We start from the raw sequence: 20,650 nt of genomic DNA, 5'->3' as shown, positions 1-20,650 counted from the left end.
CATTAGCGCCGATGGTACTGCCACAGGTGGGAGAGTAGGTCGTTGCCTTTCTTTTAAACCGTTCTTTAGTAAAATAAAGAACGGTTTTTTTTTGTGTTATACCTTACTTTTTAAACACAACCTAAGTAAGCAGTAGTTCAATACTGTGGGAGTATTAGCTTATGTATTTATTTTAAACTTTTATTAATTTTTCAATTATTATACTGATTTAGCTTAATTTTGCAAAAAAAGGAAGTAATGAATAAAGCAATTTATATAGCAGCAAGTGAAGCAAACTCAGGTAAATCAATGCTTAGTCTTGGTCTAATGCAATTATTTCTTAGAAATAAACCAAAAGTAGGTTACTTTAGACCCATTATTGATAATCCTATAGAAGGAGCTAAGGATAATCACATAAACACAATTCTTAATTATTTCAAATTAAAAACTAAATATGAAGATTCGTATGCATTTACTCGTTCAGATTTAATAAAAAAATTAAATGATGATCAAGAAGATGAAGTTATTAATATAATAATAGAGAAATATAAAAAACTAGAAGAAGAAAATGATTTTGTAATAGTTGAAGGAACTGATTTTTCTGATCATGCAGCTGTAATTGAAATGGATTTAAATGTTTTAATTGCTAAAAATTTAGGAACTCCAGTTATTATTGTTTCAGGTGGTGTTAATAAAACATTAGAAGAATTTATTCAAAGTTTGCGCTTAACTTACGATTTATTTAATAGTAAAGATGTACAAGTTATAGCGGTTGTAGCTAACAAAGTTCAAGAAGAGAATATTCCAGTTATCTTAGATCAAGTAGGAAAAAACTTATCTAATTCTGTTTCTATTAATGCTATTCCAATTAACAAGAAGTTAAATAATCCAACTATTAAAGAATTTCTGAATGAAATTGATGGAAAGGTTTTATTTGGAAAAGAATTATTAAACAATGCAACTGGTGATATAAAGGTTGGAGCCATGCAGTTATCACATTTTTTGCATCATTTAGTAGAGGATAGTGTAGTTGTTACTCCAGCGGATAGATCTGATATTTTATTAGGTACATTACAAGCAAATATTTCAACTAATTATCCATCAATATCTGGTATTATTTTAACTGGAGGGATGGAACTTAATCCGTCTATAATTAAATTAATTGAAGGTTTGGAAAAAGTTGTACCTATTCTTTGGGTAGAAGAAGGAACTTTTGCTATTACCTCAAAATTAAGTAATGTTAGATCTCATATATATGCCGAAAATGTTGATAAGATTAAAATGTCAATTAATATTTTTGAAAAATACGTTGATGTTTCTTCTTTGAGAGAAAAATTATCAAATTTTAAAGGAACAGAAACTTTAACTCCTAGAATGTTTCAATATAATTTATTGAAAAGAGCAAAAGAACAAAGAAAGCATATAGTTCTTCCGGAAGGAAGTGATGATAGAATTTTAATTGCAGCTTCACAATTGCAAAAGAATAATGTTGTTGATTTGACTATTTTAGGTAAAAAAGTGAATATTGAAGCTTCTATAAAAAGATTAAACATTCCTTTTAACTTTGGTAAAACGCCTATTATTAATCCGATAGAATCAAAATATTTTCAGGAATTTTCTAATACTTTATATGAATTAAGAAAACACAAAGGAGTAAGTCCAGCAATGGCAGAAGATTTAATGGCAGATGTTTCTTATTTCGGAACTATGATGGTTTTTAAAGGCATAGCAGACGGTATGGTTTCTGGTGCAGCTCATACTACACAACATACTATTAAACCAGCATTACAATTCGTAAAAACCAAGCCAGGTTTTTCTGTAGTATCATCAATATTTTTCATGTGCTTAGAAGACAGAGTATCAGTTTTTGGAGATTGTGCTATTAATCCAAATCCTACGGCAGAACAGCTAGCTGAAATAGCAATTTCATCAGCTGACTCAAGTATTGCTTTCGGTATAGACCCTAAAATAGCAATGCTTTCTTATTCATCTGGTTCATCTGGAAAAGGTGAAGATGTTGATGTTGTAAGAAGAGCTACAGAGATAATTAAAGAAAAAAGAACTGATTTAAAAGTAGAAGGACCTATACAATATGATGCAGCTGTAGATCCAAGTATTGGAAAAAAGAAACTGCCAAACTCTAAAGTAGCAGGGCAAGCAAACGTGTTAATTTTTCCTGATTTAAATACTGGAAATAATACCTATAAAGCAGTGCAACGTGAAACTGGAGCTTTAGCAATTGGTCCTATGCTACAAGGTTTAAATAAACCAGTGAATGATTTAAGTAGAGGTTGTACCGTTGATGATATTTTTAATACTGTAATATTAACAGCAATACAAGCACAAGAAAAATAAACCATTTAATTATAAAGATAATTTATGAAGATATTAGTCATTAATTCAGGGAGTTCATCTATTAAATATCAATTGTTTAGTATGCCTGAACAAGATGTGATTTGTCATGGTTTGATTGAAAGAATTGGTTTAAGTGATAGTGCGATTCATTATGCATCAAAAACTGAAAAGATAGAAGAGGTAACAACTCTTAATAATCATAAAGAAGGATTAGAAAGAGTAGTGAATCTTCTTTTAGATGATAAGATAGGGGTAATTAAATCTACTGAAGAAATAAAAGCGGTAGGGCACAGGGTTGTTCATGGAGGAAGTACTTTTACGAATACTGTAGAAGTAACTAAAGAAGTTAAAGATAAAATCAAAGAACTTTTTTCATTAGCACCATTACACAATCCTGCAAATTTGGAAGGAATAAATGTAGCCGAGGCTATTTTTAGTGCTGCAAAGCAGATTGCTGTTTTTGATACAGCTTTTCATCAAACAATACCGGTTATAGCTCATAAATATGCTATTCCAAATAAATTTTTAGTAGAAAATAATATCCGTTTATATGGTTTCCACGGTACGAGTCATAAATATGTTTCTGAACTAGCTAATGAATATTTAAAGAAAGAAAAATCTAAAATTATTACTATTCATTTAGGAAATGGTTGTAGTATGACAGCTATAAAAAATGGAATAAGTATTGATCATAGTTTAGGGTTTGGACCTGTTACAGGATTAATTATGGGAAGTCGTTCTGGTGATATTGATCATAGCTTAATTTTTTATCTAATAAATGAATTAGGATATAAAATAGACGATGTCTATACTATGTTGCAGGAAGAAAGCGGGATGTTAGGGTTAACTGGTTATAGTGATTTACGTGATATTGAAAAAGAAGCTTCTCTAGGTAATGTAGCTTGTAAATTAGCTTTAGACATGAATGCTTATAGAATTAAAAAGTATATCGGTTCTTATGTAGCAGCTATGAATGGTTTAGATGCTATAGTTTTTACAGCTGGAATTGGAGAGAATTCAAGTATGATAAGAAATTTAGTATGTACCGAAATGGAAACTTTTGGTATTGAATTAGATAAAAATAAAAATGATATTAGAGCTAAAGAGTTAATAGATGTTAGTTTAGATTCATCAAGAGTAAAAATATTGGTTATACCTACAAATGAAGAATTAGAAATAGCAAAACAATCATTCAATTTATTATAAAAAAAACTCCTTAATTTTTTAAGGAGTTTTTTTTAGTTATTTGAATTTAGTAAATCACCTTGACCTTTATATGGTAAGAGATTCTTTTTAAGAAGAAATTTATTAACAGATTTAGCAGCTTCTCTTCCTTCAGAAATAGCCCAAACAATTAATGATTGACCTCTTCTCATATCACCAGCTGTAAATATTTTAGGAATATTTGTTTGATATTCTTTTGCCGAATAATTACCTCTTTGATTGGTTTTAAGTTCTAATTGTTCAGCTAATGTTTTTTCAGGACCAGTAAAACCAAGTGATAAAAGAACTAAGTCACAAGGCCATATTTTTTCTGAACCTGATTGTTCAATTAGAACTGGTTTTTTATTTGAATCAACTTCCCATTTTACTTTAACCGTTTTTATGCCAGTTAAATTTCCTGAATCATCTGTCAAAAATTCTTTAGTGTTAATTAACCAATTTCTATCGCAGCCTTCGTCATGAGAAGTTGTAGTTTTTAGTTGTAAAGGCCAAAAAGGCCATGGAGTCGAAGTATCTCTATTTTTAGAAGGCTTAGGTAATATTTCAAAGTTAACTACTGAACTAGCTCCTTGCCTATTTGCAGTACCAACACAATCAGATCCAGTATCACCACCACCAATAACAATTACATTTTTATTCTTTGCATTTATAGCTATTTCCTGTTTTTGGTTATATAGGGCTTTTGTTTGTTCTTTTAAATAATCCATAGCTTGATGAACTCCATTTATAGTAAACTTATTTATAGGTAAATTTCTAGGAATTGTAGCTCCTCCACATAAAACAATTGCATCAAATTTTTGTAATTTTTCAATACTATAATTTATCCCAACATTTACATTAGTTTTAAAAATAATACCTTCTTCTTCAAGAATATTAATTCTTCTATCAATAATATTTTTTTCTAATTTAAAATTAGGTATACCATAACGTAATAAACCACCAAGTTTATCGTCTCTTTCAAAAACAGTAACTAAATGGCCACTTCTATTTAATTGTTGAGCGACAGCTAATCCAGCTGGACCTGAACCTACTATTGCAATAGTTTTTCCAGTTCTTTTAGTAGGAGGTTTAGGTTTAATCCAACCTTCCTTGAACCCTCTCTCAACTAAATATTTTTCTATGTTTTCGATAGAAACAGGAGCGTCAATAATACCTAAAACACAAGCTTTTTCGCAAGGAGCAGGACATAGTCTTCCTGTAAATTCTGGAAAATTATTAGTACTATGAAGTATGTTAAGAGCTTTTTTCCATTCGCCCCTATGTATATAATCATTAAAATCAGGAATTAAGTTTCCTAACGGACATCCACTATGGCAAAATGGAACTCCACAGTTCATGCATCTTGATGCTTGACTTTTTAATGTGTCTTGATTTAAACTAATAGTAAACTCATTATAGTTCTTTAAACGTTTACTAACTGGTTGTTGCTTTTCGTTAATTCTTTTGTATAATTTAAAACCTCCAATTTCTCCCATTGTCTATGCTGTTAATTGTTTTACCTCTTTATGTGTTTTCTGTATTGCTTTTTTGTATTCTTTTGGAAAAACTTTAATGAAATTCATTGATTCTTTTTTCCAGTTCAACAAAACTTTATTAGCAATGTTGCTTTTTGTATGAGTGTAATGGTTATTTATTAACTGATATAACTCATTTAAATCTGAAGATGAGGGAGCTTCTAAATCAACCATTTCTATATTACATAGTGATTTTTTATAACTGTTATTTTTATTGTATAAGTAAGCAATCCCTCCACTCATCCCAGCGGCAAAGTTTTTACCAGTATTACCAAGAACAATTACTTTTCCTCCAGTCATATACTCACATCCGTGATCTCCAACTCCTTCAACAACAGCAATAGCACCTGAATTTCTAACAGCAAACCTTTCTCCTGCAATACCATTTATATAAACCTCTCCAGCTATTGCTCCGTATAAACTAACATTACCCGTAATAATATTTTCTTCAGCTTTAAAACTTGCAATTTGAGGTTTTTTTATAATTAATTTACCTCCTGAAAGTCCTTTACCTAAATAATCATTGGTTTCTCCTTCAACACTTAAGGTTAGTCCTTTACAAGCAAATGCTCCAAAACTTTGACCAGCTGAACCAATGAAGTTTAGTTGTAACGTGTTTTCAGGAAGCCCGTTTTCTCCATGGATTTTTGAAATTTCATTAGAAAGAATTGCTCCAACTGATCTGTTAGTGTTTTTTATCTGATATTCAAAAGACATTGGTATTTTCTTTGAAATTGCAGGTTTAGCTTCTTTATAAATTCTTAAATCAAGCACATTTTTTAATTCATGATCTTGTTGTTCAGTATTACAAAGTAATTTGTTTTTTGTTTTTGGTTGATAAAGAATATTAGATAAATCAATGCCCTTTGCTTTATAATGATTGATAGCTTTTTTTGTGCTTAGTTTATGTACTTGACCTACCATTTCATTTATTGTTTTGAAACCAAGTTTAGCCATGATTTGTCTAAGCTCTTCAGCAACGAAATACATGAAATTAATTACGTGCTCAGGTGTTCCTTTAAAGTTTTTTCTTAATTCTGGATCTTGAGTAGCAATACCAACTGGGCATGTATTTAAATGACAAGCTCTCATCATTATACACCCTGATGCAACCAAAGGAGCAGTAGCAAAACCGAATTCTTCAGCTCCTAAAAGAGTAGCGATGGCCACATCTCTCCCGGTTTTTAACTGTCCATCACATTCTAAAACAACTCTATTTCTTAGATTGTTTAAAATTAAAGTTTGTTGGGCTTCAGCAATTCCTAATTCCCATGGAAGTCCAGCATGTTTTAGTGAAGTTAAAGGAGAAGCACCAGTTCCTCCATCAAATCCCGACACTAATATAACATCTGCTTTAGCTTTTGCAACCCCAGCTGCAATGGTTCCAACTCCTACTTTTGATACCAACTTAACATTAATTCTAGCTTCTCTATTTGCATTTTTTAAATCGTAAATTAATTGAGCTAAATCTTCAATAGAATAAATATCATGATGTGGAGGTGGAGAGATAAGACCAACAAAGGGCGTTGAATTTCGTACTTTAGCTATCCAAGGAAATACTTTCTCGCCAGGTAATTGCCCACCTTCTCCAGGCTTGGCACCTTGTGCCATTTTAATTTGGATTTCCTTAGCATTCGTTAAATAATTACTAGATACTCCAAATCGACCAGAAGCAACTTGTTTTATAGCACTCTTTTTTGAATCTCCATTTTTTAAAACTTTAAACCTTTCTATATCTTCACCACCTTCTCCAGAATTACTTTTACCTTCAATTCTATTCATTGCTATAGCTAAGTTTTCATGAGCTTCCTTACTAATAGAACCATAAGACATGGCACCAGTTTTAAAACGTTTTACGATCTCTGTCCAAGGTTCAACTTCATCAATAGGTATTGGATTCAAATTATTAAATTCTAATAAACCTCTAATCGTCATTAAATTTTCACTTTGCTCATTAATTAATTTGGAATAAGTAGCATAGCTTTCTTTACTTTTTAGTCTTACTGCTTGTTGAAGTTTAGCAATTGAGTTTGGATTAAATTGATGGTTTTCACCATTTCTTCTCCAACGGTAATCACCTCCAATAGGTAATTCAAGATTTGCTTCAATTTTTTTGGAAGGGAAAGCACTTTTATATCTAGATAAGATATCTTTTTCTAATACGTATAAACCAATACCACCAATTCTTGAAGGGGTGTTAGGGAAATATTTATTAGTAAAAGATTGTTTTAATCCTAAAATTTCAAATATTTGGGAAGCTCTATATGAATGCAAAGTAGATATTCCAATCTTATTCATAATTTTGAGTAACCCTTTACCTATTGCTGTATTGTAATTTTCAACAGCATTAGCTTTGCTTAGGTTTTTTATAGTTCCTTGTGCTACTTCTTGTTCAATAATTTCATTAACTAAATATGGATTTACTGCACTTGCTCCATAGCCAAAAAGAGTGGCAAAATGATGTGGTTCTCGTGCTTCAGCAGTTTCTATTACAATTCCGAATTGTGAACGTTTACCTTTTCTGTTTAAAGAATGATGTAAATATGAACAAGCAAGTAAGGCTGGTATTGGGGCTTTTTTATTAGTAATTCCGCGATCAGATAAAATTATAATATTTGTGCCTTTATCTATTGCTTTTTCAGCTTTGTCTAATATGTTATCTAAAGCGATTTCTAAGCCATTTACACCTCTTTTATGTTTATATAATATGGGAATTAATTTAGATTTAAAATCAGGATGTTTTATATTTTTAATCTTATCAAGATCTTCATTAGAAATTACAGGATTTTGAATACGAAGCTTTTTTGCTTGCTCTGGAATTGTATCAAATATGTTTCTGTCTCCACCAATTGCTAAACTAATATCTGTGATTATTTCTTCACGGATGCCATCAAGGGGAGGGTTTGTTACTTGAGCAAATAATTGCTTAAAGTAGTTATATAACAATTGTGATTTATTAGATAGTACAGCTAAAGGGGTGTCAGTTCCCATTGAACCTATAGCTTCTTTAGATTTTGTAGCCATTGGGTTAATAACTGTAGAAATGTCTTCAAAAGTGTATCCAAAAGCTTTTAAACGTGTTTTGTAATCAGTTACTTCATATGTTGGAGGGTTTTCAGTATAAGGAACTTCTGCTAAAGGAAGCGAGTGATCTTTAATCCATTTTTTATAAGGGTGCTTGTGTATTATTTGATCTTTAACTTCTTTATCTTCTATAATTTTTCCAGCGTTCATATCAACCAAGAATATTTTCCCAGGTTCAAGTCTTCCATGTTTAGCAACGTTCTGAGGAAGTACTTCAACAACACCAATTTCTGAAGCCATAATAACAAAACCATCTTTGGTAACTGTATACCTTGATGGGCGTAACCCATTCCTGTCTAATACTGCACCTATATAATTTCCATCTGTAAATGGTATGGATGCTGGGCCATCCCAAGGCTCCATGATACATGAATTATATTCATAAAAAGCCTTCTTTTCATTTGACATTGTTTGGTCTTTTTCCCATGCTTCAGGAACCATCATCATGAGAACTTCAGGAAGGGTTTTCCCTGTCATTAATAATAACTCAACAACCATATCCATTGAGGCTGAATCTGATTTGTTTTCATGAATTATAGGGAACAGTTTTTTAATGTTGTTTTTAAACAATGGGCTTTTCATGAGCTCTTCACGAGCACGCATTCTACTTACGTTTCCTTTTAATGTATTGATTTCACCATTATGACACATATAACGAAAAGGTTGTGCTAAATCCCAAGAAGGAAAAGTATTTGTTGAAAATCGTTGATGTACTAACGCTAAACGAGTAACTACATCTTCTTCTTGTAAATCTTTATAATAAATGCCAATATCTTCAGGTATTAATAATCCTTTATAAATAATAGTTGTAGTTGATAAAGAGGGTACGTAAAAATAATTAGCTTCAGATAATTTTGAGTTTGCTATTATGTGTTCGGTTATTTTTCTTGCAGCAAATAATTTAGCATTAAACTCTAAATCTGTTAAGCTCTGAGCGTTTTTATCAATAAATATTTGTTTTGTATAAGGTTCTGATTTTGCAGCAATATCTCCAATACAATTGCTATCAACAGGAACGTCTCTCCATCCTAAAATTCTTAAATCTTGATTTTTAAGTTCTTCTTCAAAAATATTAATACAAAAATTTAATTGATATTTATTTTGAGGAAGAAAAACCATACCAACTGCATATTCTTTATACGATGGGATTTCAAAATTACAAACTCGTTTAAAAAAATCATGAGGTATATCAATAAGAATTCCTGCTCCATCACCAGTTTTTCCATCAGAACTAACGGCACCTCTATGCTCTAATTTAACAAGTATTTCGAGGGCATTATGTATTATTTTATTTGATTTTTTACCGTGTAAATTACAGATAAAACCAGCTCCACAATTATCTCTTTCAAATTCATTTAAATATAATCCTTGATCTTTCATTATTTGATGGTTTTATAGTTTAATTATTCGTTTAATCTAAATTCAGGATAAGCACTAATACCATGTTCTGATTTGTCTAAGCCTTTTAGCTCGTCCTTTTCTGAAACTCTTATTCCTATAGTTTTTTTAAGTGTATAAATGATGATAAATGATGTGGATATACAAAACAAGGCATATGCAATAACTCCAATAAGTTGAGATACAAATTGATTAAGGCTAGCAAGGTCTCCAAAAATACCAACCGCTAAAGTTCCCCAGATACCACAAAAAAGATGAACAGCAATAGCACCTACTGGGTCATCTAACTTACAAGTGTCAATAAGAGCAACAGCTAATACAACCAAAATACCGGCAATTGCTCCAATAATAATAGCATTCGTAGGAGACATTAAATCTGCACCAGCAGTTATTCCAACAAGTCCTCCTAATATTCCATTTAAAAACATTGTTAAATCATAGTTTTTATAAATGATTGAAGAACTAATAAAAGAAAATACACCTCCGCTTGCAGCAGCTAAGCAAGTTGTAACTAGGGTTAAAGATGTTTTGGTGGGGTCTGCTGATAAAACTGAGCCACCATTAAACCCAAACCATCCAAACCAAAGTATTAACACACCAGCTGTAGCTAAAGGAATATTATGACCAGGAATGGCAAATGATTGATTGTTTTTAAATTTTCCAATTCTTGGTCCCAACAACCAAATAGCAATTATAGCTGCCCATCCTCCAACTGAGTGAACTAAAGTAGAACCTGCAAAGTCATAAAAAGGAGTTTCTAAGTTTTCTAAAAAACCTTTTCCCCATTTCCATGATCCAGCTATTGGATACACAAACCCAACATAAATTACAGTGAAAATAATAAATGGGCCAAGCTTCATTCTTTCTGCTACTGCTCCAGAAACTATTGTAGCTGCTGTTGCCGCAAACATCCCTTGAAATAAAAAGTCTGTCCAAAAAGTAAAACCATTGTTGTAGGTTAAATCTAAGACATTATTAGTTAAAGGAGGGGTTAAACCAACTCCAGAAAAACCAATGATACCAAATGAACCTTCCCCAAAATTTGGATACATTAAATTGAATCCAATTAAAAAATATAAAAGTAAGCCTACGGTAATTATAAAAATATTTTTAAATAAAATATTCAGAGTGTTTTTTTGTCTGGTAAGTCCAATTTCTAAAAAAGTAAAGCCTAAGTGCATAATAAAAACAAGGGCAGTACAAATCATCATCCATAAATTATTTACAGTAAGTATATCCATGTTTTATTTTTTAATTTAAAGTATTATTTCCTTTTTCACCAGTTCGTATGCGGTAGCTTTCTTCAATGCTAGAAACAAATATTTTACCATCTCCAACTTCACCAGATGCAGCAGCTGATAAAATTGCTTGTATTGCGGGTTCTTTAAATTCATCATTAACTACAATTGATAAATATCTTCTTTGAATGTCGCTAGTACTAAAAGAGACACCTCTATAAACGTGACCTTCTTTTTCATTTCCTAGTCCAGTTACATCCCAATAAGAGAAAAAGTTAACACCAATGTTATGTAAAGCTTCTTTAACTTGATGGAATTTTGATTTTCGAATTATGGCTTCTATTTTTTTCATTAAATAATGATTATTTAGGTTGTTAATAGTCAATACTTGTTGCTTGCTTAGTATAAAAGACTAAACATTAATGATGTAATTTTAAAATTTACTAGACACTAACTCAAGGTTAGTTAATTACTCTACGATGATATATTTATTCCGAAATTTAACAGAAGCTTGGATAAACTTAGATTGTTTATCAATATTGTTATAATGGCTAAAAAAGAAAGTCCTCTTTCTTTCTAAATATTTAATAAAGCATACGTTTTTAAATAATGGTTTTTGTGATAAAAAATAAAAAAAATTATGCTTAATATTTTTTAAATAGATGTATGGTATATGTGTTAAATATGTTTTCAGAGTATTAAAATATTAGTTCGTTACTCTACAAATCTCTAATAAAACTACTTAAAAAACAAATGGTTAGTGGGGTTGTGTTTAGCGAAAACGTTTTCATAATTAAGGGATGAATTAAAAAAACACCCTTTTAAATAACAATATATTAATTAGTGGTGTTTAGAAGTGTTTTAAAATTCAGACTACTCAAAAAAGAGTAGAAAAATCACGAATATCATAAAAATGAATTATTATCAATAAAAACACTAATTTGTAAGTTTTTGTTTATTTTTATTTTTGTTTTTGATGTTTTTAATGTGTTATTATTTGTTTTTTAATGTTTTTTGTGATAAAAATGTAATTTTATATTTGAGTGTGTTTGATGTAGATTTGTAAACTATGAATTACACGTGCTCATATTTAATAAATGTTCAATACCTTGGTTTTCGTTTTCATGGTTGGCAAAAGCAGCCAAATTTAAAAACAGTGCATTGGGCAATTGACAAAACATTAAAATTTGTTTGTAAAGGGGTTAGAAATAAATCTGTTGGAGTAGGAAGAACCGATGCAAAAGTATCGGCTACTGATTACCATTTCCAGCTATTTATTGATAAAAAACTTGAAGAAGATGAATTTATTAAAAGTTTTAATAAAAATTCACCATCGGACATTAGAGCACTATCAATTGAACCAATATTAGACGAGTCGTTTAATATTATTCAACATAGTAAAGTTAAAGAATATCGATATTATTTTTCTTTTGGAGAGAAAAATCATCCTTATTGTGCTCCATTTCTTACAGGTATATTAGTAGACCTAAACATTGAATTAATGAAAAAAGGAGCAAACTTATTTAAAGGGTTTCATAACTATAAAAGATACTGTACTAAACCTTCTGAAGAAACAAAAGTTGAAAGAGAGATTATTGAATGTAAGATTGAAAAAAATACTGAAATAACTGCTTCTTTTTTTCCAGAAACAAGTTACGTATTAATTGTAAGAGGAGAAGGCTTTTTACGAAATCAAATTCGATTAATCATGGGAGCTTTATTTGAATTAGGTAAAGAAAATTATGATTTAGAATTTATAGAAAAATCATTGAATCCAAAAAGTGATATAGAGTTTTTAAAAACGATAGCACCATCTTCAGGTTTACATTTACATAAAATTGAATTTAAACATTAATATAATGTCTCCATATTATCTTTCTAATGGTCTTATAGCCTAAACTTTCATATAATTTAATGGCACCAGTATTTATGTCGGCAACATGTAATATTGGTGTTTTGTTTTTTTCTATAATTTTCTTCGTTGTATGTGCTACTAATTGTTTAGCGAATCCTTTTCTAGTATAATCAGGGTGTGTTACTACTGCACTAATTTCAATAAAATCATTTAATTGTAACCGTTCTCCTGTAGCAGCAATAAGCTTATTGTCTTTAATTATTCCATAATAATCACCCATTTCAAAAGTTCTTTTTTTATAATAACCAGGCATTACCAACCAAACTAGATCATACAGTTCATTAATATGTTTCTCAGTTAGTTTTATTATTTCAGAATCGTATTTAGGCTCTTTAAGTGTTTTAAGGATCATTTGATCACAAGGAACAATTCTATTTAATTTAGTGTTAGAACTATTATTCGGTTCTTGACCAACAACAAATAAACTAGAAGTTAAGTTAGCGTATTTTTCTATTGCGTTTTTAGTTTCATTTAAATTAGTAAAAGCTCCAAACGGGCAAACATCTGGGTCGTAAAATTTAACACCATTGTAGTTAACAGTAAATTTACTATGTGCTTCACATAAAGAATACCATACAGGGTTTTCTAATTTTTTTAATATATCCTCAGTCATAGTATAAAAATAAAAAAGTCCATCGATAACGACGGACTTTTTAATGATAATATTTTTAATTAATTTACCCTTTAATTAAGCTTCTAGAAATTACAATTTTTTGAATTTCAGAAGTACCTTCATAAATTTGAGTAATTTTCGCATCACGCATTAAACGCTCAACATGATATTCTTTTACAAAACCATTACCTCCGTGTATTTGAACAGCCTCAACAGTTTGTTCCATTGCAACTTTAGAAGCATATAACTTAGCCATTGCACCAGATTGATCATAGTTTATACCAGCATCTTTATCACAAGCAGCTTTCATTACAAGATGACGTGCAGCTGAGATTTCTGTATACATATCTGCTAATTTAAAAGCGATAGCTTGATGATTACATATTTCAGTACCAAAAGCTTTACGCTCTTTAGAGTATTTTAAAGCTAATTCATAACCTCCAGATGCTATTCCTAATGCTTGAGCAGCAATACCAATACGACCACCAGATAAAGTTTTCATAGCAAATTTAAAACCAAAACCATCTTCTCCTATTCTGTTTTCTTTTGGAACTTTTACGTCATTAAACTGTAATGTATGAGTATCAGAACCACGAATTCCTAATTTATCTTCTTTTGGACCAATATGAAAACCTTCCATACCTTTTTCAACAATAAAAGCGTTAATACCTCTATGTTTTTTACTACGATCTGTTTGCGCTATCACTAAAAAAACGTCAGCACGACCACCGTTAGTTATCCAGTTTTTTGTACCATTTAATAAATAGTGATCACCTTTATCTTCGGCAGTAGTTGCTTGTGAAGTAGCATCACTACCAGCTTCAGGTTCACTTAAACAAAAAGCACCAATTTGTTCACCAGTAGCTAATTTTGTTAAGTATTTTTGTTTTTGCTCTTCATTACCGTAAGCCTCCAAACCGTAACAAACTAATGAGTTATTTACTGATACCATTACAGATGCAGAAGCATCAATTTTAGATAACTCTTCCATAATCAATACGTAAGAAACGCTATCCATTCCACTTCCTCCATATTTAGGATCTACCATAATCCCCATAAAACCTAGTTCTCCCATTTTACGAACTAGTTCGTTTGGAAATTCTTGTTTTTCGTCTCTTTCAATTACTCCTGGTAATAATTCGTTCTGTGCAAAATCGCGTGCAGCATCACGAATCATTAAATGCTCTTCTGTAAGATTAAAATCCATTACCTATTAATGTTTATTAAATTCGTAAAAAATGTTTCCAAAGATACTTTTTTAATGTGAAATATTCAATGAATTTTTATATTTTTACTGAATATGTTAGAAGACTCTTATAGGATTATTGGTTTGATGTCAGGAACTTCTTTAGATGGAATAGATTTGGTTTATGTTGAGTTTAAGAAGTCTAATTTTCAGGAGTTTGAAATTTTGTTTTCTGAAACCATTTCTTATTCTAAAATTTGGAGAAAACGGTTAGAAGAAGCTATTTCTTTTTCAAAAGAAAAATTAATTGAACTAGATGTGTTATATGGTAATTTTTTAGGAAAGGTTATTAAAAAATTTATACAAGAAAAAGGCATTGAGAAAATTGATTTTATTGCATCGCATGGACATACTATTTTACATCAACCTGATAAAGGATTTACTTTACAAATAGGCAATGGACAAATAATAGCTAATGTTACTCAACAAAAAGTTATATGCGATTTTAGAAGTCAAGATGTAGAATATGGAGGGCAAGGAGCTCCTTTGGTTCCAATAGGTGACAAGTTATTATTTTCAAATTATGAGTATTGTGTAAATCTAGGTGGTTTTGCAAATGTTTCATTTGAGAAAGGTAATGAACGATTAGCTTTTGATATTTGTCCAGTTAATATTGTACTTAATTATTATACAAGAAAAATTGGTTTAGAATATGATGATGGTGGTCATTTAGCATCTAAAGGATTAATAAATAAAGAATTATTAGAAGCGTTAAATAATTTGTCGTTTTATAAGGCAGTATCTCCAAAATCATTAGGATTGGAATGGGTTAAAGAGTTTATTTATCCTCTAATTGATAAAAATGAAAAAGATATTCCATCTATATTAAGAACTTTTATTGAGCATGTAGCTATACAAATTGGTTCAATAATAAAAGAATCTTCCAGAACTTTATTTACTGGAGGAGGTGTTTTTAATGCATTTTTAATAGAACAAATAAAATTCTACACAAATCAAAGAGTAGTTTTACCTAAAAAAGAACTTGTAGATTATAAGGAAGCTTTAATTTTTGCTTTTTTAGGATTGTTACGTGTTGAAAATCAGGTTAATTGTTTAGCATCAGTAACTGGGGCAGCAAAAGACCATTCTTCTGGTGAAATTTTTTATCCAAATAATTAACTTTTAACAGTTTGAGCAATCATATTTTTACAGTAAGTTTGTACGTTAGTAATAATTAATAGTATATAAAAATGGATCAACTTTAACTCCCCATTGGGGTAAATTTTTTAGAATAACAAGTTTTAACGAATTAAGAGAAAGAACATATAGTTGAACATAAATTTATATAAGATGAAAGAATTATTAAAAAAATACGAAGAAAAGCAACCAGAGATAGTTTTTAATTGGAAAGATTCAGAAACTGAAGCAGAAGGTTGGACAGTTATAAACTCATTAAGAGGAGGTGCTGCTGGTGGTGGTACTAGAATGCGTAAAGGATTAGACAAGTACGAGGTAATGTCACTTGCTAAAACAATGGAAGTAAAGTTTACAGTATCTGGACCTGCAATTGGAGGTGCTAAATCTGGAATTAATTTTGATCCGCATGATCCTCGTAAAAAAGGTGTTTTAGAGCGTTGGTATAAAGCTGTAGCTCCATTGTTGAAAAATTATTATGGAACCGGAGGTGATTTAAATGTAGATGAAATTCATGAAGTAATTCCTATTACTGAAGACAGTGGTGTTTGGCACCCACAAGAAGGAGTGTTTAATGGGCATTTTAAACCAACTGAGGCTGATAAAATAAATAGAATTGGGCAGTTAAGACATGGAGTGATAAAAGTATTAGAAGACGAGAGTTTATCACCAAGTGTAACTAGAAAATATACTGTGGCAGATATGATTACAGGATATGGGGTTGCTGAAGCTGTACGTCATTACTATGATATATATGGAGGTAATGTTGAAGGTAAAAGAGCTATTGTTCAGGGGTTTGGAAATGTAGGTTCTGCTGCTGCATACTATTTAGCCCAAATGGGAGCTAAAGTTGTAGGTATTATTGATAGAGTTGGAGGAGTTATTAATGAAGAAGGTTTTTCTTCTGAAGAAATAAGAGATCTGTTTTTAAATAAAGACGGAAATACATTGGTAGCTGAAAACATGATTCCTTTTGAAGAAATGAACGCTCGTATCTGGAATTTACCATGTGAAATATTTGCACCATGTGCTGCATCTAGATTAGTTAAACAAGAACAAATAAATCAGATGATAGAAACTGGTTTAGAGGTTATTTCTTGTGGAGCAAATGTTCCTTTCGCCGATAAAGAAATTTTCTTCGGATCTATAATGGAAGATACTGATAAAAAAGTAAGTTTAATTCCAGATTTTATTTCTAACTGTGGAATGGCAAGAGTGTTTGCTTATTTCATGGAGCGTAGAGTTGAAATGAGTGATGAAGCAATTTTTGAAGACACATCTAATACAATAAGAAAAGCATTGCAAAGAACTTTTGCAAAAAGTGCATCAAAAACAAAAATAAGTGAAACGGCTTTTGAAATAGCTTTAAAAGAGTTAGTGTAAAGGCTACAAATTAAATAGATACTATGTTTAAATATTTTTTAGGGAACAGTCCTAGGTGGTTTAAAATGACCATGATTGGTTTTTTAATCTTTAATATAATTTCTTTTTTCGTTTTAGGAAAAACAATAACAGCTTGGCTTTTTATAGGGGAATTTATATTTACTCTTGCAATGGCTTTAAAATGTTATCCTCTCCAATCAGGAGGGTTGTTAGCAATAGAGGCAATAGCCTTAGGATTAACCACACCTAAAAATGCATATCACGAAGTAGATCAAAATCTAGAGGTTGTTTTGCTTTTAGTGTTTATGGTAGCAGGTATTTATTTTATGAAGCCTTTATTAATGTATATTTTTAGTAAGGTTTTTACCAAAATAAAATCTAAAGTAGTATTGTCATTACTTTTTGTTTTTTTATCAGCAGTACTTTCAGCATTCTTAGATGCACTTACAGTAACCGCTGTTTTAATTAGTGTAGCGGTAGGTTTTTATGGAGTTTATCATAAAATTCATTCTAGTTCATCTGATTATGACCATGATGGTATTTTAGATAGAAAAGAGTTGAGTGGTGAAACATTAGAGCAATTCCGTAGCTTTTTAAGAAGTTTAATAATGCATGGAGTTGTAGGTACAGCTTTAGGAGGTGTATGTACTTTGGTTGGTGAACCACAAAATCTTTTAATAGGAGAAAGAGTTGGATGGGATTTTATTGAATTCTTTTTAAAGATGGCTCCGATAACTATACCGGTTTTATTTGCGGGTTTACTTACTACTGTAGTTTTAGAAACAACAGGTTGGTTTGGCTTTGGTGAAAAATTACCAACAGTAGCCGCTGAAATTATTGAAAGTTATACGATTGAAGAAGATAAAAAACGAACTGATAAACAAAAATATGGATTAATAATTCAAGGGGTGTCTGCGATATTATTAATTGCAGGATTAGCGTTACATGTTGCTCCAGTTGGTTTTATTGGATTAGCTTTAATAATCGTTCAAACAGCTTTCATGGGTATAATTGACGAGCATCAATTAGGACATGCTTTTGAAGAAGCTTTACCTTTTACAGGATTATTAGTTGTATTTTTTGTAATAGTAGCAATGATTCACGATCAACATCTATTTAGTCCTATTATACAATGGGCTTTAGATCAGGATCCGGCATCACAACCAGGTTTGTTTTATGTAGCCAATGGTTTTTTATCTGCAATTAGTGATAATGTGTTTGTTGCAACTGTTTATATTGGAGAAGTTGAAAGTGCATTTAAAAGTGGGATAATTGATAGAGAACATTTTGAGAAGCTAGCAATAGCAATTAATACGGGTACTAATTTACCTAGTGTAGCAACACCAAATGGGCAAGCTGCATTCTTATTTTTGTTAACATCGTCATTAGCGCCTTTAATTAACCTTTCTTATGGGAAAATGGTAAAAATGGCATTACCATACACAATAGTTTTAGGAGGTTTAGGATATTTAATGGTAAAATTACTATTGTCTTAAACTTTTAAAAGATATTTATTTTATATTTATAAATCCTGAATTGAACAATTCAGGATTTTTTTAAACAATTTAAAAAGAACTCAATCGTTAGTAATTAAAACTTAAAATTATTTTAATGTTAGCATATTTTCAAGAAAAAACAGAATTGCTAGAAGAAGCAACACAAGAAAAAACATTATCTATCTATAAGTTGATTATGGATGGAGGACCAGGTGGTCAAATTATTATAGCTTTATTATTTGTGCTTTTAGCTGTAGCATTATATATTTATTTTGAACGTTTTTTTGCTATAAAAGCTGCTTCTAATGTGGATAAAAACTTTATGAATCAAATTAAAGATCATATTACCGGAGGGAAATTGGAAAGTGCAAAGGCATTATGTACAAATACAAATACACCTACCGCTAGATTGATTGGTAAAGGGATATCAAGAATTGGTAAACCATTAGAAGATATAAATAAAGCTATTGAAAATGCCGGGAAATTAGAAGTGTATCAATTAGAGAAAAATGTTAGTGTGTTGGCTACAATTGCAGGAGCCGCACCAATGATAGGTTTTTTAGGAACAGTAATTGGAATGATAGTTGCAATTCATGAAATAGCGAATGCAGGAGGTCAAATAGATATAAAAATGTTATCTGATGGGTTATATACAGCCATGACAACAACTGTAGCAGGTTTAATTGTGGGAATTATAGCTTATATTTCATACAATCATTTGGTAGTTAGAACAGATAAGGTAGTTTATCAAATGGAAGCTAAATCGGTAGAGTTTTTAGATCTTTTAAATGAGCCTGTATAATGAACTTAAGAGGAAGAAATAAAGTAGATCCAAGTTTTAACATGTCGTCAATGACTGATATTGTTTTTTTGTTGTTAATATTTTTTATGCTTACTTCAACGTTGGTTACAGTAAGTGCAATTGATGTTTTATTGCCTAAGGCAGGTGGTAAAACTGAAAACAATACTTCTATTGCAGTAACCATAACTAAGAACTCGGCTTTCTATATTGATAAATCTAAAGTGAATGTTGCTAACTTAGAAAGAGAGATTTTGTCTAAAGTAGGAGGGGATAAAAAGAAAACAGTAGTTATTAGAGGAGATAAGAATGTTCCTTACAAAAATGTAATGAAGGTTATTGATATAGCGAATAAGAATAAATTAAAAATGATTTTAGCTGTAAAAGGCAAATAAATATGTCGATATTAGATACAAAACATAAGAAAAAGTCAGCAGTAATAACAGCAGTTATACTGTTATTATTGTTGTTTGGGATTTTTAATTATGGAATGAAATATCTTGATCCACCAATAGAGTACGGATTAGCTATTAATTTTGGTAATTCTAATGTAGGAAGTGGAGAACCTGTTGAAAAAACTAAAAAACAGTCAGTATCTGAAAAAGTTGAAGAAGTTGTTGAAGAGAAGGTTGAAGAAACTCCTTCAGAAACAATTAAAGAGGAAGTAATTACAGATGATACTGCTAAAGATGTTCCAGTAGTAGAAAAAAGTAAGGAAAAAAAAGAAAAAGTAAAAGAAGTACCTAAAGAAGTTAAGCCTAAAGAAAAACCAAAACCTAAGCCTTCAAAAGCTACAAAGGATGCATTGAATAGTTTGCTAAATGGTACATCAAAAGATGGAGCAAATACAGGCGAGGGAGATGATTCAAAGCAAGGTGTTAAAGGGAATAAAGATGGAGATCCGAATTCCTCTAAATATTATGGTAATTCAGGAAGTGGTTCTGGAGGGAACTATAATTTAGCTGGAAGAAAAGCCGTTTCTAAACCAATTAAAAAGCCCGACTGCCAGGAAGAGGGAGTGGTAGTTGTAAGTATAGAAGTAGATAAAAACGGTAAAGTGATAAAAGCTATAGCCGGGGTAAAGGGATCAACAAATACAGCTCCTTGTTTATTGAAACCTGCAAAAGAGGCAGCTTTAAGAACAAAGTGGAACCCTGATAGTAATGCACCAACTAAACAAAAAGGAACTATTGTATATAAGTTTTCCTTATCTCAATAATTTTATAAATATAATCGAAGTAACTTAATATTTTTGTCTAAATATTTCATTTA

The 20,650-nt window shown here is 30.7% G+C and carries 15 protein-coding genes; 9 read left to right on the top strand and 6 right to left on the bottom strand.

Annotated elements, in window-relative coordinates; genetic code table 11:
- Positions 1-237 precede the first annotated feature (237 nt).
- Together pta and ACKTTQ_RS12465 are read left to right on the top strand one after the other, a co-directional pair.
- On the top strand, positions 238-2,334 hold the full coding sequence (pta, locus tag ACKTTQ_RS12470) for a phosphate acetyltransferase (RefSeq protein ID WP_408049378.1): 2,097 nt from the start codon (positions 238-240) through the stop codon (positions 2,332-2,334).
- A 24-nt stretch (positions 2,335-2,358) separates the two neighbouring features.
- On the top strand, positions 2,359-3,540 hold the full coding sequence (locus tag ACKTTQ_RS12465) for an acetate/propionate family kinase (RefSeq protein WP_408049377.1): 1,182 nt from the start codon (positions 2,359-2,361) through the stop codon (positions 3,538-3,540).
- A 32-nt stretch (positions 3,541-3,572) separates the two neighbouring features.
- Here the strand turns inward: ACKTTQ_RS12465 and ACKTTQ_RS12460 are convergent, their stop codons facing one another.
- From ACKTTQ_RS12460 to ACKTTQ_RS12445, 4 genes are read right to left on the bottom strand one after another with little or no spacing between them, the layout of a single operon-like run.
- Entirely contained in the window at positions 3,573-5,033 is a 1,461-nt protein-coding gene (locus ACKTTQ_RS12460) for a glutamate synthase subunit beta (protein WP_093869205.1), read from the bottom strand.
- Between the two features lie 3 nt (positions 5,034-5,036).
- Positions 5,037-9,536 carry a glutamate synthase large subunit gene (gene gltB / locus ACKTTQ_RS12455; RefSeq protein ID WP_408049376.1) on the bottom strand — a complete coding sequence of 1,500 codons (4,500 nt, stop codon included), beginning with the start codon at positions 9,534-9,536 and terminating at the stop codon, positions 5,037-5,039.
- 23 nt (positions 9,537-9,559) lie between these two features.
- Positions 9,560-10,795, bottom strand: coding sequence for an ammonium transporter (locus ACKTTQ_RS12450; RefSeq protein WP_299136973.1), 1,236 nt, complete (start codon positions 10,793-10,795; stop codon positions 9,560-9,562).
- Positions 10,796-10,805: 10 nt separating this feature from the next.
- The gene (locus tag ACKTTQ_RS12445) at positions 10,806-11,144 is read right to left on the bottom strand and encodes a P-II family nitrogen regulator (RefSeq protein WP_093869202.1); all 339 of its coding nucleotides are present in this window, start codon (positions 11,142-11,144) and stop codon (positions 10,806-10,808) included.
- 717 nt (positions 11,145-11,861) lie between these two features.
- Between ACKTTQ_RS12445 and ACKTTQ_RS12440 the strand changes: the two genes are divergently transcribed.
- A complete protein-coding gene (locus ACKTTQ_RS12440) occupies positions 11,862-12,647 on the top strand; it encodes a tRNA pseudouridine synthase A (protein ID WP_113787672.1) in 786 nt (261 codons plus the stop codon).
- Here ACKTTQ_RS12440 and ACKTTQ_RS12435 read toward each other — a convergent pair.
- Both ACKTTQ_RS12435 and ACKTTQ_RS12430 read right to left on the bottom strand, forming a co-directional pair.
- The gene (locus ACKTTQ_RS12435) at positions 12,637-13,320 is read right to left on the bottom strand and encodes a GNAT family N-acetyltransferase (RefSeq protein WP_408049375.1); all 684 of its coding nucleotides are present in this window, start codon (positions 13,318-13,320) and stop codon (positions 12,637-12,639) included. The two genes, ACKTTQ_RS12440 and ACKTTQ_RS12435, sit on opposite strands and share 11 nt — an antisense overlap.
- Positions 13,321-13,384: 64 nt before the next feature.
- Positions 13,385-14,527 (bottom strand): acyl-CoA dehydrogenase, encoded by a 1,143-nt coding sequence (locus ACKTTQ_RS12430; RefSeq protein WP_093869199.1) that lies wholly within the window; start codon positions 14,525-14,527, stop codon positions 13,385-13,387.
- 93 nt (positions 14,528-14,620) lie between these two features.
- Here ACKTTQ_RS12430 and ACKTTQ_RS12425 point away from each other — a divergent pair, with 93 nt between their 5' ends.
- The 6 genes from ACKTTQ_RS12425 to ACKTTQ_RS12400 all read left to right on the top strand — a co-directional run bounded on the left by ACKTTQ_RS12425 (position 14,621) and on the right by ACKTTQ_RS12400 (position 20,597).
- Positions 14,621-15,685, top strand: a complete 1,065-nt coding sequence (locus tag ACKTTQ_RS12425; RefSeq protein ID WP_093869198.1) for an anhydro-N-acetylmuramic acid kinase — start codon at positions 14,621-14,623, stop codon at positions 15,683-15,685.
- Between the two features lie 171 nt (positions 15,686-15,856).
- Positions 15,857-17,083, top strand: coding sequence for a Glu/Leu/Phe/Val dehydrogenase dimerization domain-containing protein (locus ACKTTQ_RS12420; protein WP_093869197.1), 1,227 nt, complete (start codon positions 15,857-15,859; stop codon positions 17,081-17,083).
- A gap of 23 nt (positions 17,084-17,106) precedes the next feature.
- Entirely contained in the window at positions 17,107-18,579 is a 1,473-nt protein-coding gene (gene nhaB, locus ACKTTQ_RS12415) for a sodium/proton antiporter NhaB (RefSeq protein WP_093869196.1), read from the top strand.
- Between the two features lie 115 nt (positions 18,580-18,694).
- The gene (locus ACKTTQ_RS12410; RefSeq protein ID WP_093869195.1) at positions 18,695-19,381 is read left to right on the top strand and encodes a MotA/TolQ/ExbB proton channel family protein; all 687 of its coding nucleotides are present in this window, start codon (positions 18,695-18,697) and stop codon (positions 19,379-19,381) included.
- Positions 19,381-19,773 (top strand): ExbD/TolR family protein, encoded by a 393-nt coding sequence (locus ACKTTQ_RS12405; protein WP_093869194.1) that lies wholly within the window; start codon positions 19,381-19,383, stop codon positions 19,771-19,773. The genes ACKTTQ_RS12410 and ACKTTQ_RS12405 overlap by 1 nt, the downstream gene beginning before the upstream one ends.
- Positions 19,774-19,775: 2 nt before the next feature.
- The gene (locus tag ACKTTQ_RS12400) at positions 19,776-20,597 is read left to right on the top strand and encodes an energy transducer TonB family protein (protein WP_093869193.1); all 822 of its coding nucleotides are present in this window, start codon (positions 19,776-19,778) and stop codon (positions 20,595-20,597) included.
- The last annotated feature ends 53 nt before the right edge of the window (positions 20,598-20,650 follow it).

This window comes from Tenacibaculum halocynthiae, assembly GCF_964512825.1.
GTDB classification, from domain to species: domain Bacteria; phylum Bacteroidota; class Bacteroidia; order Flavobacteriales; family Flavobacteriaceae; genus Polaribacter; species Polaribacter halocynthiae.
This window is presented reverse-complemented; position numbering and strand designations above follow the sequence as displayed.